12 protein-coding genes are annotated in these 15,865 nt (G+C 56.7%); 8 read left to right on the top strand and 4 right to left on the bottom strand.

The window, feature by feature from the left end; genetic code table 11:
• The first annotated feature begins 52 nt into the window (after positions 1-52).
• The 5 genes from Q9451_RS00160 to Q9451_RS00140 all read left to right on the top strand — a co-directional run bounded on the left by Q9451_RS00160 (position 53) and on the right by Q9451_RS00140 (position 8,515).
• Entirely contained in the window at positions 53-1,324 is a 1,272-nt protein-coding gene (locus Q9451_RS00160) for a TolC family protein (protein ID WP_010951456.1), read from the top strand.
• A gap of 68 nt (positions 1,325-1,392) precedes the next feature.
• Positions 1,393-2,643: an efflux RND transporter periplasmic adaptor subunit gene (locus Q9451_RS00155; protein ID WP_012269854.1), complete on the top strand. Its 1,251-nt coding sequence runs from the start codon at positions 1,393-1,395 to the stop codon at positions 2,641-2,643.
• Between the two features lie 24 nt (positions 2,644-2,667).
• Positions 2,668-5,829: a CusA/CzcA family heavy metal efflux RND transporter gene (locus Q9451_RS00150; protein ID WP_010951454.1), complete on the top strand. Its 3,162-nt coding sequence runs from the start codon at positions 2,668-2,670 to the stop codon at positions 5,827-5,829.
• Positions 5,830-5,991: 162 nt separating this feature from the next.
• Positions 5,992-6,315, top strand: a complete 324-nt coding sequence (locus Q9451_RS00145) for a DUF2790 domain-containing protein (RefSeq protein ID WP_003253432.1) — start codon at positions 5,992-5,994, stop codon at positions 6,313-6,315.
• Between the two features lie 202 nt (positions 6,316-6,517).
• Complete coding sequence (locus Q9451_RS00140) at positions 6,518-8,515, top strand: heavy metal translocating P-type ATPase (protein ID WP_010951452.1); 1,998 nt, start codon at positions 6,518-6,520, stop codon at positions 8,513-8,515.
• Positions 8,516-8,607: 92 nt separating this feature from the next.
• On the opposite strand, the gene Q9451_RS00135 is transcribed toward Q9451_RS00140, so the two are convergent.
• From Q9451_RS00135 to Q9451_RS00120, 4 genes are all read right to left on the bottom strand, one after another.
• Positions 8,608-8,832: a hypothetical protein gene (locus tag Q9451_RS00135; protein ID WP_010951451.1), complete on the bottom strand. Its 225-nt coding sequence runs from the start codon at positions 8,830-8,832 to the stop codon at positions 8,608-8,610.
• Between the two features lie 127 nt (positions 8,833-8,959).
• Positions 8,960-9,985, bottom strand: a complete 1,026-nt coding sequence (locus Q9451_RS00130) for a hypothetical protein (RefSeq protein WP_011953109.1) — start codon at positions 9,983-9,985, stop codon at positions 8,960-8,962.
• A gap of 298 nt (positions 9,986-10,283) precedes the next feature.
• On the bottom strand, positions 10,284-11,591 hold the full coding sequence (locus Q9451_RS00125; RefSeq protein WP_009395904.1) for an OprO/OprP family phosphate-selective porin: 1,308 nt from the start codon (positions 11,589-11,591) through the stop codon (positions 10,284-10,286).
• Positions 11,592-11,801: 210 nt separating this feature from the next.
• Entirely contained in the window at positions 11,802-12,770 is a 969-nt protein-coding gene (locus Q9451_RS00120) for a LysR family transcriptional regulator (protein WP_011953108.1), read from the bottom strand.
• Positions 12,771-13,027: 257 nt separating this feature from the next.
• Between Q9451_RS00120 and Q9451_RS00115 the strand changes: the two genes are divergently transcribed.
• Genes Q9451_RS00115 through Q9451_RS00105 form a run of 3 tightly spaced genes read left to right on the top strand, consistent with a single transcriptional unit; the run spans position 13,028 to position 15,844 of the window.
• A complete protein-coding gene (locus tag Q9451_RS00115; RefSeq protein ID WP_010951446.1) occupies positions 13,028-13,447 on the top strand; it encodes a GtrA family protein in 420 nt (139 codons plus the stop codon).
• A complete protein-coding gene (locus tag Q9451_RS00110; RefSeq protein WP_010951445.1) occupies positions 13,413-14,396 on the top strand; it encodes a glycosyltransferase family 2 protein in 984 nt (327 codons plus the stop codon). Before Q9451_RS00115 ends, Q9451_RS00110 begins: the two co-directional genes overlap by 35 nt.
• Positions 14,390-15,844, top strand: a complete 1,455-nt coding sequence (locus Q9451_RS00105; protein ID WP_010951444.1) for a phospholipid carrier-dependent glycosyltransferase — start codon at positions 14,390-14,392, stop codon at positions 15,842-15,844. The genes Q9451_RS00110 and Q9451_RS00105 overlap by 7 nt, the downstream gene beginning before the upstream one ends.
• Positions 15,845-15,865 lie beyond the last annotated feature (21 nt).

The raw sequence follows: 15,865 nt of genomic DNA, 5'->3' as shown, positions 1-15,865 counted from the left end.
TTTCGGCGTTCTCGCCAAGCTTTATCGAAGTTTGTGCACGAGGACCATCAAAGTGCCCCGGTATAACCGCAATGTCTTACCCAAGACCCCCGTCTCGCCCTGGAAGATCGCTGCACTCTGTGCAGTCATCTCTGGGTTGATGGCGCCTGCAGCCCTTGCCCAAAGCATCAGCTTGCCCCAGGCGCTTTCGACGGCCATGGATGCCAACCCAGACCTGGCCGCGGCCAGGCAAGAAATTGGGATCGCTGATGGTGCTCGCAAGCAGGCCGGGCTTATCCCCAACCCCACAATCTCGTATGACGTGGAAGACACCCGTCGTAACACCAGCCAGACGACTGTCTCTCTCAGCCAGACCCTTGAGCTGGGCGGTAAGCGGGGGGCTCGTGTTGACGTCGCCACATACGGGCAGACCGCCGCACAGCTTGAGTTAGACCGTCGCGTTAACGGCCTGCGTGCAGATGTCGTCCAAGCCTTTTACGCCGCGTTGCGGGCCCAGACAGGTCTCGACCTGGCCAAGCAATCTCTCGAACTGACTGAGCGCGGTCTTCGCATCGTCGATGGCCGTGTTCGCGCAGGTAAGTCGTCCCCAGTGGAGGCGACCCGCGCTCAAGTGCAACTGGCCGAAGCCCAGCTGCAAGTTCGACGTGCAGAAACGGAAAAAGCGACCGCTTACCAACAGCTCGCTCAAATTACCGGGAGCTCAGTCACCGTGTTTGATCGACTCGAATCGCCAACCCTCTCCCCGGGCTTGCCACCTCGCACTGAAGATCTGCTGGCTAAGCTCGACCAAACAGCAGAAATGCGTCAGGCCGTGGTGCAGATAGACAAGAGCGATGCCTCGCTCGGCTCAGAGAAAGCTCAGCGTATCCCGAACCTTACTGTCAGTGTAGGTAGCCAGTACGACCGCTCTGTGCGCGAGCGGGTCAACACTGTGGGCCTGTCTATGCCTTTGCCGCTGTTCGATCGTAACCAGGGCAACATTCTTTCCGCTTCTCGTCGTGCAGATCAGGCCCGGGACCAGCGCAATGCTGTTGAGCTGCGCCTGCGCACCGAAACCCAAACCGCGTTGAACCAATGGTCCACCGCCATGCAGGAGGTCGAGTCCTACGACAAGACCATTCTGCCTTCAGCCCAACAAGCCGTAGAGACCGCAACCCGCGGCTTCGAGATGGGCAAATTCGGTTTCATCGAAGTGCTGGATGCCCAGCGCACCTTGATCGTCGCTCGTGGCCAATACCTCGAATCGTTGGCAGCGGCGACCAATGCGCGTGCGCAGGTGGAAAGGGTTTATGGCGAAGTCGGCTCAACCGCCGGCACTCGCTGAACGGGCCAAACATTTTCTTCGGCACACAGCCTTGAACAAGCCGGTGCCTACGATCAGCAGGAGTAGCAATGGATAACAAACGCAAGATCGCCCTCGCGGTAGCCGCTGTGGCAGCCCTCGGATTTGGCAGCCTTGCCTGGAACAACAGTTCCGGACAGCAGGCCGCCAGTACTGCCGAGCATGGCGCTAACGATGGCCATGGCGACGAAAAGAAAGCCGCATCTGCCGCCAAAGAGGAAGGTGATGAGGGCCATGGTGAAGAAGGCCACAGCGAAGAGGGCGGTGAAGAAGAGGGCAAGCTGACGCTCAGCGCTGAACAGATCAAGGCCGCTGGTGTTGCCCTGGAAGCTGCAGCGCCTCGTGACCTCGGTACCGTCGTGAGCTTCCCTGGCGAAATTCGCTTCGACGAAGATCGTACTGCCCACGTGGTTCCTCGTGTTCCTGGCGTTGTTGAGGCTGTCCAGGCCAACCTGGGCGAGACGGTCAAGAAAGGGCAAGTCCTCGCGGTAATCGCCAGCCAGCAGATCTCTGACCTGCGCAGCGAACAACAGGCCGCACAGCGTCGCGTCGAACTGGCGCGTGTGACCTTCGAACGTGAGAAGCAACTGTGGCAGGACAAGATCTCTGCAGAGCAAGACTACCTCCAAGCACGCCAAGCGCTGCAAGAAGCGGAGATCTCCTTGGCCAACGCCAAGCAGAAGGTCGGCGCAATCGGTGCCTCGGTTAACTCCGTTGGCGGTAATCGTTACGAGCTCCGCGCTCCCTTCGACGCCGTGGTAGTGGAGAAACACCTGACCGTCGGCGAAGTCGTCAGCGAGGCGACCAACGCCTTCATCCTTTCCGACCTGAATCAGGTCTGGGCGACCTTCGCAGTTCCGCCGACAGATCTGGGCAAGGTCACGACTGGCCGTGCAGTGAAAGTCTCTTCGCCTGACATGAACGTCGAGGTCGAAGGGAAGGTGGGTTATGTCGGCAGCCTGCTGGGCGAGCAAAACCGTGCAGCTACTGTCCGCGTCACCTTGACCAACCCCAACGGCGCCTGGCGTCCAGGCCTGTTCGTAAACATTGCGGTCACCTTCCAGACCGATCGAGTTGCCGTAGCGGTCCCTGAGCACGCTGTGCAGACCGTTGAAGACAAACCTTCGGTATTCGTACGCACCCCAGATGGCTTTGACACCCGCCCGGTAAAACTGGGTCGCCGCGACAATGGGTACGTGGAAATCATCGACGGTATTGAAGCCGGCGCCCAGGTAGCAACCAGTGGCAGCTTCACACTCAAGTCCGAGCTCGGCAAAGCTTCTGCCGAACACGGTCACTGATGCGAACTGACAGGATGATTTCTCATGTTTGAACGTATCATCAGATTCGCCATCGAGCAGCGCATCGTAGTAATGATCGCCGTTCTGATCATGGCGGGTATCGGTATCTACAGCTATCAAAAGCTGCCCATCGATGCGGTACCCGATATCACCAACGTCCAGGTGCAGATCAACACTGCAGCGCCTGGTTACTCGCCCTTGGAAACCGAACAACGGATCACGTTTCCAGTTGAAACGGCCATGGCCGGTCTCCCGGGCCTTCAGCAGACCCGTTCCCTGTCTCGCTCTGGCCTGTCTCAGGTCACCGTGATCTTCAAGGATGGCACTGACATCTTCTTTGCCCGCCAGTTGATCAACGAGCGGCTGCAGGTTGCGAAGGAACAGCTGCCAGAAGGTGTAGAGGCCGTCATGGGTCCGGTATCTACCGGCCTCGGCGAGATCTTCCTGTGGACTGTTGAAGCCGAAGATGGCGCGGTCAAAGAGGACGGTACGCCGTACACCCCGACCGACCTGCGCGTGATCCAGGACTGGATCATCAAGCCTCAGCTGCGTAACGTCCCGGGTGTGGCCGAGATCAATACCATCGGCGGTTATGCCAAGCAGTTCCTGGTTGCGCCGGATCCAAAGCGCCTGGCTACCTACAAGCTGACACTCAATGACCTGGTCGCAGCGTTGGAAAGTAACAACGCCAACGTCGGTGCCGGCTACATCGAGCGTAATGGTGAACAGTTGCTCATCCGTGCACCGGGTCAGGTAGGCAATATCGAAGACATCGCCAACATCGTGATCACCAGTGTGGATGGTGCACCGATTCGCATCAGCAGCGTTGCTGACGTCAGCATCGGTAAAGAGCTCCGTACAGGTGCTGCTACTGAGAACGGCCGCGAAGTCGTGCTCGGTACCGTGTTCATGCTGATTGGTGAAAACAGCCGCACCGTATCTCAAGCTGTCGCCGCCAAATTGGCGGACATCAACCGCACCCTGCCAAAGGGCGTGGTGGCTGTGACTGTTTACGACCGTACCAACCTGGTTGAAAAAGCCATCGCGACGGTGAAGAAGAACCTGGTGGAAGGCGCGATCCTGGTTATCGCCATTCTGTTCCTGTTCCTCGGCAACATCCGTGCGGCTCTGATCACCGCGATGGTGATTCCGCTGTCCATGCTGTTCACCTTCACAGGCATGTTCAACAACAAGGTCAGTGCCAACTTAATGAGTTTGGGGGCACTCGACTTCGGCATCATCGTCGACGGTGCCGTGGTTATTGTAGAAAACGCGATCCGTCGACTGGCTCATGCGCAACATAAGCATGGCCGCATGCTCACCAAAACCGAACGCTTCCACGAGGTCTTTGCCGCGGCGCGAGAAGCTCGCCGGCCGCTGATCTTCGGTCAGCTGATCATCATGGTGGTGTACCTGCCGATCTTCGCCCTCACCGGCGTCGAAGGCAAAATGTTCCACCCGATGGCCTTCACCGTTGTGATGGCGCTGCTGGGTGCAATGGTCCTGTCCGTTACCTTTGTTCCTGCAGCTATTGCCATGTTCGTCACTGGCAAGGTGAAGGAAGAGGAAGGCGTGGTCATGCGCACAGCTCGACTGCGCTATGAACCGGTTCTGCAATGGGTGCTGGGACATCGGAACATCGCTTTCTCGGCCGCAGTAGCCTTGGTCGTGCTCAGTGGTTTGCTGGCAAGTCGTATGGGTAGCGAGTTCATCCCAAGCCTCAGTGAGGGTGACTTTGCGATGCAGGCCATGCGTGTGCCTGGAACGAGCCTCACTCAATCTGTCGAGATGCAGCAGCGTCTGGAGAAAGCGGTGATTGCGCAGGTGCCTGAAGTTGAGCGGATGTTCGCACGCTCGGGTACCGCAGAAATTGCATCTGACCCGATGCCGCCGAACGCCTCTGACGCCTACATCATGCTCAAGCCTCAGGATCAGTGGCCTAACCCGAAGAAGCCTCGTGATGAGCTGATTGCTGAAGTGCAGAAGGCCGCAGCGGGTGTTCCAGGAAGCAACTACGAGTTGTCGCAGCCAATCCAACTGCGTTTCAACGAGCTGATTTCGGGCGTGCGTAGTGACGTCGCTGTGAAAGTCTTCGGCGATGACATGGACGTGCTCAACAACACCGCCAACAAGATCGCGGCAGCGCTCAAAGCGGTCCCGGGCTCATCGGAAGTGAAAGTTGAGCAGACATCCGGCCTGCCGGTGCTGACCATCAACATTGACCGCGAAAAAGCAGCACGCTACGGCCTGAACATCGCGGATGTTCAGAACTCGATCGCTATCGCCGTGGGTGGCCGTCAGGCCGGCACGCTGTATGAGGGCGACCGTCGGTTCGACATGGTAGTACGCCTACCAGAGACCGTTCGCACCGACGTAGCGGGTATGTCCAGCTTGCTGATCCCGGTACCTGCCAATGCGGCACAGGGTGCCAATCAGATCGGCTTCATCCCGCTGTCCCAGGTCGCCAATCTGGACCTGCAACTGGGCCCGAACCAAATCAGCCGCGAGAACGGCAAACGTCTGGTTATCGTCAGCGCCAACGTTCGAGGCCGCGATCTGGGGTCCTTCGTTGAGGAGGCGACCGCATCGCTGGACAAGAAGGTGCAAATCCCTGCGGGCTACTGGACGACTTGGGGGGGCCAGTTCGAGCAGCTGCAGTCGGCTGCCAAACGCCTGCAGATCGTTGTTCCAGTCGCCTTGCTGCTGGTCATGACCTTGTTGTTCCTGATGTTCAACAACCTGAAGGACGGCATGCTGGTCTTCACCGGTATTCCATTCGCACTCACCGGTGGTGTTGTGGCGTTGTGGCTGCGGGACATCCCACTGTCGATCTCGGCAGGTGTCGGCTTCATTGCACTGTCCGGCGTTGCAGTACTGAACGGCCTGGTGATGATTGCCTTCATCCGCGGGCTAAGGGAGGAGGGACGAACGCTCAGACAGGCAGTCGATGAAGGTGCATTGACCCGTCTGCGACCTGTTCTGATGACAGCCTTGGTAGCGTCCCTGGGCTTCATCCCGATGGCTTTGGCCACCGGCACCGGTGCCGAAGTTCAGCGGCCATTGGCGACGGTGGTGATTGGCGGGATCCTGTCCTCCACCGCACTGACCTTGCTGGTACTGCCTGCCCTGTATCACTGGGCACACCGCAAGGATGAAGACGGCGACGAGGCCGAAGTGGTTAGCTAACAGCCTCCGCTAAAGAGAAGCCCACAACACGTGTTGTGGGCTTTTTTGTTTAAAGTGAAGTAGATGCACTTACCTTTCAAAATTGTAAGTTTCTCGTCATGCCGGTGATGCCTATGCATTGCTAAGGTTACGCCCGAGAAGTTTTGAAATTGAGAGGGTTTTATGAAAAAGCTAATTATCGCTGCTGCACTTGTTGTTTTCTCGGTGGCTTCGCAGGCCAACACTTTCTCCGAGAGCAAGCAGCTTCAATACACCAAGGAACACCAGACCGCAGTGGCCAAGTACGCGGAGAAAAATGGCAAGCCAATGCCAGAGATTCAGGATTACAAATATGGCATGAAGATAGACGTTGCGAAATTCGTACGTCAGTCGCAGGACCCCCGTACCTGCCAGGTCTATCCACGGTTGATGACCTTCGAGGACTCCCAGGGCACGCTCAAGACTGTTCGTTACTCGATGTATTCGCAATGCATCAACAACAAGTAGTAAACGATTTGAACAGAACAATTAGAGAATTCATAAATGCCAGGCAGTGCCTGGCATTTTTTATTACGCCCGATACCCCATAGCTTCGAAATGTTAACGCCTGGGCTCGGGCAAACCGTGCAATAGATCTTAGCCAACCAACAGAGACGGCTCCCCAACTGCAGAGGGCAATTGGAAGCCTTGACCCCAGAAGGGACGAGTTATGAAGAGTTTGCTTGAACGCCCTGATGACCAAGCCGGGCATGAAGGTCATAGCCATGAGCATGGCGGCATTTTTGGAATGAACACAGAGCTGATTTTCGCGCTGATCTGTGGTGCTCTCCTGGGTGCCGGAGCTCTCGCAGGAAAACTTGGCCTGATTGATCGTCTGCCTCTGATTCTGTACGTGTCGGCCTACGTGTTCGGTGGATGGTTCACCACTAAGGAAGCGGTTACCAACATCCGTCAGAAACGCTTCGAGATCGACTCGCTGATGCTTCTCGCCGCAGTCGGTGCCGCGAGCATCGGCGCCTGGGCGGAGGGGGCTCTGCTGCTGTTCCTGTTCAGTCTGGGGCATTCCCTTGAAAGCTACGCGATGGGGCGGGCCAAGAAAGCGATTGAGGCACTGTCCAAGCTCGCACCAGCCACCGCGATCGTACGCAGAGCAAATGGCACGGTGGAGATGCCCGTGGAGCTGCTGGTTCCCGGTGACGTTGTCATCGTGCGCCCCAATGACCGCCTGCCGGCCGATGGTTTTGTAGTCGTAGGCTCCTCAAGTATCAACCAGGCGCCAGTAACCGGTGAGAGCGTCCCCGTGGACAAGCAACCTGTTCCTGATGCCGAACTCGCACGCAGCAAGCCAGATGCAGTGGATGCAGCCTCGAAAGTCTTCGCCGGTACCATCAATGGCGAAACGCTCATCGAGGTTGAGGTAACCCGGCGCTCTACGGAGAGTACCTTGGCGCGGGTCATCAAGATGGTCAGTGAAGCCGAAGTCAGGAAGTCACCGACCCAGCGATTCACGGACCGCTTCCAACGCATATTCGTCCCGTTGGTTTTACTGCTGGTAGTCGGGCTGCTATTTGCCGGCATTTTCCTTGACGAGCCGTTCCGTGACTCGTTCTACCGGGCGATGGCCGTACTGGTTGCAGCCAGCCCCTGCGCGCTCGCGATCGCTACACCAAGCGCCATTCTCTCTGGCATCGCCAGGGCAGCCCGAGGTGGCGTGCTGATCAAGGGCGGTGCGCCACTTGAAGAGCTTGGATCATTGAATGCCATGGCATTCGACAAGACCGGTACCCTGACCGAAGGGCGCCCACGTATCACCGATGTAATACCCATAGGCGGCACGCAGATCGAGGATCTGCTAAACGTCGCCATCGCTGTGGAGTCGATGAGCGACCATCCGCTGGCTGCGGCAATTGTGCGTGACGGTGAAGAGATGATTGGCACACGGCGCCGATTCCAAGCCAAGAACATGAGCAACATGATTGGCCGCGGCGTGCGTGCTGAGCTTGATGGGCAGTTCGTCTGGATTGGCAAGGTCGAGATGTTCGGTACCAATGGTATTCCCGCACTCAGCAAGGCAGCCCTGGAGGCTGCGGAGCGTCTACGTCAGTCAGGCCGTACCACCATGGTGGTACGGCGTGCTGACAAGGATCTGGGCGCTATCGGGCTATTGGACACACCCCGGGAGGGGGCCAAAGAGGCACTCCAGAAGCTTAGAGAGATGGGCATCGAACGCATGGTCATGATTTCTGGAGACCACAACCGCGTTGCAGAGGCTGTAGCCAAACAAGTTGGCTTAGATGAAGCGTGGGGAGACCTGATGCCGGAAGACAAGGTCAAGGCCATCAAAAACCTGCGCCTTAGCGCCAAGGTGGCCATGGTGGGTGACGGCGTCAATGATGCCCCTGCCATGGCCAGTTCGAGCGTTGGTATCGCAATGGGGGCTGCTGGATCTGATGTTGCCCTGGAAACGGCTGATATCGCGCTTATGGCTGACGACATCAGGCAACTCCCATTTGCGGTGGGGCTGAGCCGTCACACGCGATCGATCATCCACCAGAATCTGTTCGTCAGCTTGGGGATTGTGGCCATCCTGGTTCCGTCCACCATCATGGGCTTGAGCATTGGTGCCGCTGTTGCGATCCATGAGGGCTCCACACTGTTGGTCGTCTTCAACGCCTTGCGCCTGTTGGCCTACCGCAGAAGCACCTGATCCCTGAGCTTCAATCATGAAGCTAAGCAGGGAAATGACCTGAAGTAGAAGTACGGGTCGTGCGCGATCAGCGCACGACCCGTACTTTTCTCTCACTCGTCGATCCCGATGCGCTTGAGGCTTTCAAGGGCCTTTCCGCACTCAGGTGAGCCATGCCGTAAGCCGCAGGCCAATGCAGCTTTGAGGCTCATGACACCGGCTACGAAACCGACTTGATTGCCGACTCCGTGTCCGTCCGCAAATCCCTGATCATACGCAATCTCGACAAGCGCATTGATCGCCGCCAGGGTGTCCTGTTTGTTTTTACTCTTTTGCATATCTACTCCGCGAGCATTCAGCTCATATCGCTCGGTTAGGTGGCGGCGCCTTCAGGTTTGGGGTGAGCGAATCCCGCTCCCATAGCCAATCCCTAACGGGGGGCTCAGCCCGCCACCGTAAGGAAAATCAGCTATTGAGAGCAGATGACTCGTTTTGGTCACCCGTGCTGCTCGCCTCACCGCATTGGCACTGAGTGGGTACATCCGGGTAGTCGCTGTGATTCTCAATGAACAGCGTTCGGCAGGTTTCGCACCCATAGATCCGGGGCAGGGATTTAAGGCCGCTCGGAAGCACGTCACTCAGAGGCTCGTTATGCCAAGGAGCCCCGTCAAGGATTCTTGAACGCAGGATGTTTCCCAGGCGCCAGGTGTCACTTTGTGCGCGCCAGGACCACATCGGCGCAGAAAGCGAATACTGGATGAAGGTCTCTTGTGACTGCCTGGATAGCGGGTACTTGGGGCGGGTCCAGCCGGAATCGATGATGCTGAACCCCATGCCCATTTCTGCGCTCGGGTGGGTCTTTTCACCAAAGAAACGGTCATGCGTCGCTGGAGCCGTCGCATGATGGTCAGTCGGTGGGAATACCCACAGATAACACTCATCCCGGTTGACCATGCTGATGAGCTCGCTTGGCCCCCGCATGGGGGAATTTGCAGCCAGGGCGAAGCGATCCTTCCACGACATTTTGGGAGGCGGCGCAATACCAGCAGCGATGGCCAACGTGGCAGTCTTGGGGACGAAGCGATCGCCTAGCTCGTTCAGATCCAGGTTCTTGCAGAGAGCCTTGAAGGCCTTTTTGCGAGTCTTCGAGCTGAAGGAGGGGTCAAGGAGCAGGCGAACCTGGTTCACGCCGATTCCCGCAGTTCGTAGCACCTCAATGACTTCTTCAGCCACACCGACTGCTTGAAGATCGGTCAATCCTAAGCACGTTTTCGCCCGCTCGACCGCCGCGTAGAGGTTGTACTGCCGTGTCTCGTTGTCACGACAGACCTGAATTGGCAGCTTGTCTTGGATGGCAACTTGCGGTGCAACGGAGCCGATGGCCGCGTGGAACAGCTGGTGGAGGTGCAGATGAGAGTACGGGCGGCCAGAAGCCGAGAACGAGGCGTGCAGCTGAGCAGCGAGAGGTTGAAGCAGCTTTTTTGCAGACATGACTATCCCCTAATGAGCGACGTTGGGGTAGCTGCGCTTGTAGGGCCGTTAGACGCGAAGCTGGACGTCGAATCAGGTTCAATCATGAATAGGAGTCAGGTTTGATTTGCTTGCACGGCCACCATGCAAAGCCCGACGCGGCAATCACATCAGATTCGCCGAGCTTTGGCAAGAGCGGTCATCGGTAAGCGAAAGCAGGTAGGAGGAGGGCGCTCCATGCTTGATCACCTCCAGAAACAGGAAAGCCGGAAGCACGTTGAGCGCTTCCGGCTTTCTCACGTCAGACTGATGAGAGGGATCAGAAGACGTATTGCAGGCGGGTCACGATGGCATTGCCGCTGTCGTCGCCCACGGTGTTCTCGTTGTTGTCGGTGCGCACGTTGATGTAGTTGGCACTGACTTTCACCGCCTCGTTGACGTACCAGTTCACACCCACCGTGTGGCTCTTGGCCTTGCGCTCGTTCGATTGGTCCGCCGCGGTGACCAGGTTGCCGTCTTCGACCTTGATATCGTCAAAGCGGTAGAAGACTTCCCAGGCCCCCAGTTCCTTGTTCTCTGGTTTGATAGTGTCGAACTTGGCACCATCGAGCTTGTAGATACGCGGCTCGCCGGTCAGGGTGTAAGCCATCTGGGCGTAGTAACCGGAGGCCTTCATGTCGTTGTTGGCCTGGTCAGCTTTCAGCTTGCGGCGAAGGTATTCCGCTTGAACCGAGAACGGGCCGGTGGCCCAGGCACCTTCGAGACCCCAGACCGAGTCGTCCTTCCACAGGCCATCTTGTGCAGCAGCACCGCCAAACAGCATGCGGTTGCCGTTGGTGCCGGCATCGCCGCCGCCATTGGTATCTACACCGCGGACGCCCAGACGCGAACGAATCCGGGTATCGACCGCACTGTTTTTGAGGTCGCGGTAAGCGTACTGAGCACCGACGTGCAGGACGTTGCCATCACTGTGCAGCGGTGCGAACACGCCACGTACGTTGTAGCGCTTGGTGCTGTCGCCATCCGAGTTGTTATTGGTTTCGCTGAAAACGCTACCGGAAACATAAGCCATGTCAGCGATGGTGCTGGTGGCTTGAACACCCATGCCGGCGTTGTCGTTGATCCAGTCCGCCAGGTCGTACGAGAGGTTCCGCTCCATGGCGGTGGTCCACTTCGAACTGGTGGCTTTCTCAAGACCGAAGTCGGTGTAGAAACGGCCAAAGCGCAGTTGCACCGGCTTGAAACCCGTGTAGGTCAGGCTGGCTTCGTCGAAGTAGCCGTCGGAGTCGTTGCCCGTGTTGCGGGAAAGGTCGTAGTTGAGCTGATACTTCCAGTCGCGGTACAGCACGCCACCGAGCTCAAGGTAGGCGCGACGGAAGTAGCCTGCGTCAGCGGTATCGCCATTCTTGGTGAAGACACCATCGAAACGGCCGTAGTCGGCCTGAACTCGGCCGCCCAGTTTGAAACTGAATTCCTTGTCAGAAGTCGATACTTCAAGACCGCCCTTGGTCTTCAGAACGATGTCAGCTCCGTCAGTGGTTACTGTTCCGGAGAATGCTTGCGAGGAAAATGTGCCTATTATTGCGGCAGCCAACAGCTTTTCCCGCATGTTCGAAGAACGGATCATTGCTTGCCTCTCGTATGTTAAGTGCTTAGCTACCGACGTTATATTTCGCCCTGCGCCGGCCTAAATTTATCTTGCAGATGGGAGCAGGCCACGGTTGTCACCCGCTGTAACAAGATGCCTTTGTTCTAAGCACTCTGACTAGGTTGCAAGCGAATATGACAGTTGTGTTTCTGTAGTGTTAACGGAGGAGTTTGAAACCTAACAAAACTGTTACCGAACAAGCCAGTCCTTCTTATCAAAGAAGCTCTTCTTGATCAATCTTCGAATTTCCAAAACCTGCGGATTGCGGACAAGCTTCGTTTTGATAACAAGATAGACATCTTTCTCCTCCAGGTCGTCCAGGAAACCCGGCACGGGTAGGATATTTCTCTCCAGTTTTCGGCTGTAGTCGGGCAGCACTCCAATACACGCACCGCCAACGACAAGGCCTCGTGATAGGTTGTAGCTCTTGACCCGAGTGGTACCGCCCTGATGCTCAGCCATTATCGATGCCCACTTTCGTGAGCCCGCCAAGATCTCTTCATCCCAAGGGACAACGAGCATGAAGTTGTGCAAATCCAAGCTCTCCACTGGAAGGGTGACGCTTCTTGAATAGCGGCTGGAAATGAACAGGGCGTGCCCAATCCGGCCAAGCCTTTCAAACCTATACGTAGGATGGCGATCAAGCGCGCCTTTATCATCTGGGCTCACCAAAGCGATACCCACATCGACTTCACACTCAGAAAGCATCTGCGTTGTGCATTCTGAATGGATTTCCAGCTGCATTTCGGCATGATCACGCACGTAGGCGACTAGATCGCGGTTTACGATGTCGTTCAGCACTGGCTCTGTGATCGCGATGGTAAGCCTGGGGACTTCCTTTTCACCGGACTTGCCAAGGCCGTCTGGGCCGAAGAGCTGGCACAGGTAATGGCTGACCCTCTCGCCTGTGCGGGTCAGGGCAAGCTTGTTGTGTTTGTAGACAAACACGGGAGCACCAATGTGCTCTTCCAGTTTCTCCAAGCGTTTCCGCAGGCCTACCACTGGCACATTGAGCCCTCGGGCAGCCTGTTTGAAACTGGCACAACGTGCTGTTGCGAAAAACTCTACGGCCAGCTGATCATCAATTGGCAAATCATCCAATATGTCAGGGCTGTAAGGAACAACGCTGCTTGTATATGTTTCATTTTGTGTAACCATTAGGTCCCCCTTAATTCGGGGAATCTATCTCAATGCCACCCGGTGTTTCCTTATCTTGTCAACATTGTAATCCACGGGTCATGCATGCGTTATCGGAAGGCTTTTATTTCGAAAGCGTAATTTTCAGGCAATCCCTCTGATATTGTAGCGTGCTAGCCTAGTGCGCCGACTTGTTACTTACCATATATAGATTCGGCTAATTACGCATTTACATTTAGTTCACTATTTTTTCACCTTTGCCTCCATAGGCTTTGGGCATGGAAAATCAAACCCCACCTCTTACTACCTTACTGATTCGTTATCTGGGGATCGGCTTCATAGCAACGGGAGTCCATTATGCGGTGTTCCTATTGCTGGTTACGACAGAATTCGTTACTCCGTTACTGGCCAGTATCTGTGGCGGCATGGTTGGCGCAATCGCGAGCTTCATTGGAAATAGGGCGCTCTGTTTTGTGGCAGATGGCTCTCGTAAGTTTCAGCCTGTCAGGTTTGCACTGGTCGCGTTAACCACAAACTTCGGCAATGGCGTGGGTATGTGGTTCCTCATCAAGTCGAATCTGTCACCGCTCATCTCCCAAGTCGTAGTGACCTTAAGCCTCACTGCACTTGGATTCATTGCACATCGTTTTTGGACATTCAATCATGCAGACATTACATCGCTTTCCCGAGCGCCCTGATCCCTTGTTAACCATCGTGGTCCCTTGCTTCCAGGAAGAGGAAACCATCCCCGAGTTCCACCAGCGAATCACCCGCGTGGTGAAGCGCTTACCCGTCTCCTGCGAAATCCTCTATGTCGACGACGGCAGTAATGACCGGACGGCCGACATTCTTCGCCACTATCAGGATGGGTCATCTGTACGTTGCCTGTCCCTGAGTCGCAACTTCGGCAAAGAGGCTGCACTGAGCGCCGGGATAGACCATGCCCGTGGCAGTGCGCTGATCTTCATTGATGTCGACCTGCAGGATCCACCAGAGCTCATCGCGGCCATGGTGGACTACTGGCAACGCGGCTACGACGTGGTGAACATGCAGCGCAACCTGAGAATCGGTGATTCGTGGTTCAAGCGCATGAGTGCCCGGGCTTACTACTGGGTCATGCAGCGCCTGGTGGAGAAGGTGGACATGCCGGCCGATGTCAGCGATTTCCGATTGATTGGGCCTGCGCCGCTGGCAGCCCTGCGGGCCCTGGATGAACGCTCCAGGATTCTCAAAGGCATGATCGGCTGGGTAGGCTTTCGTACCATCGAACTCCCCTACAATCGCACTGTTCGCCATGCCGGGAGCACCAAATGGAATGCAGCTGGCCTGTTCAATCTGGCCATCGAGAGCATCGTCAGCTTCTCTCGCAAACCACTGCGCATTTTCAGCCTCATCAGTTTCGGTCTTTTCGTCTCCAGCATCTGCTACATGCTTGCGTCGCTTGTGGCAGGCAGTTTCGACATCCATCACCTGATCGTCGGAATGGCTTCATTCATGTGCGTCGGTGTCGCCATGGTGGGGGAGTACCTGGGCGTGACACTCGCGGAAGTGAAGCGCCGGCCTCTCTATTTCCTGAAGCACAGCAACAAGGCAGATCCCGTGTCACTCCACCCTTCGATGGCTTCGATCGAGGGTAAGAAATGCTGAACCTGAAGAACGAGAGGACGCTGTGGTGGGTCCTGGGTTCGATTTTGCTATTGCGTTTGGTGGGGCTGGGCATCTACCCGCTGATGGACACATCTGAGGCCCGTTACGCTGAAATGGCTCGCAAGATGGTCGAGTTGAATGACTGGATCACGCCCATGTTCGACTACGGGGTACCGTTCTGGGGCAAGCCTCCGTTGTCCTTCTGGACCCAGGCCGCGAGCATGACGGTCTTCGGCGTTAACGAGTTCGCTGCGCGCTTCCCAGCGTGGCTACTCCACCTGGCAAGCTGTTTCATCATCATCAAACTCGGCACGCAGCAGATTTCTCGTAACGCCGGCATCTGGGCTGCCATTATTTTTTCCAGCACCACACTTGGCCTGGTCTCCAGCGGTGTTGTGCTGACTGACCCTGTTTTGTCGTTCTCGATTCTGCTGGCCAGCTACGGTTTCTGGCGTTGGATGAAGTGCGCCAGCAAGGCGGATGCCTACCTGATGTTCGCAGGTCTCGGGCTGGGCTTGCTTGCCAAAGGGCCGCTGACCCTGGTGCTTATGGGGGCGCCGGCATTCGCCTGGTTCGTTATCTACAAGGAATGGGGACGGGTACTGAGGCTTCCCTGGATTAGCGGCCTTGTACTCATGTTCGGTATATCCGTGCCATGGTATGTCGCGGCCGAGATGAAAACGCCCGGCTTCATGGAGTACTTCTTCGTTGGTGAGCACTGGAGCCGCTACGTCGTCAGTAACTGGGCAGGGGACCTCTATGGTAGTGCTCATGCCAAGCCGTACGGCAGCATCTGGATCCAGCTCGGATTGTCGCTACTGCCATGGGCCTTGTTTCTACCACTGTTGATCCGCAAGCGTGGATCGATGCAGCGCTTCAAAGCCTACCTCTGGCTGTGGGCCTTGGCGACACCGGTCTTCTTCACATTTGCAGGCAACATTCTGTGGACCTACCTGCTACCCGCGCTGCCAGCGTGGGCATTGCTGCTGTCTGCACGGGTCAGCGAAGTTGGCCCGAAGACCACCTGGGCTGCCGCTGCGAGCGCATTGGTGTTGCCAATCATCGGTGCGGGCATCATCTACGCCGGGGTACTAGAGGAGCGCCCTCAGAATCAGCGGGATGTGGTTCAAGCCTGGCTCAATGTGCAGTCTGCTCATTCCGCTCCCCTGATCTATCCTGGCCGCCGCTCATACTCGTCGGAGTTTTACAGCAGCGGGAAGTCCGAGAACATCAAGGATCCTGCCAAGTGGCCGCGGGATGGCTCGTTCTATCTGTCCAGGCGCTTGCGAGACAGCAAGGATGGTCTGCCCGCTGATCTAGCTTGCACATCGATCACCGAAGCGAACGCCAGCCAGCTCCTGCTGTGCCATTGGAAACGCCCCGCACAAGGTGCCGAGGGTCTGGCCGGAGAAAGCAATGCGGAAACGCCTCGCAAGAACGAAGGCTAAATTCCAAGCACAAAAAAGCCA

The organism is Pseudomonas sp. NY8896, from assembly GCF_039634505.1.
Note: the sequence above shows the minus strand (reverse complement) of the source record. Positions and strands in the feature narration are given on the sequence as shown.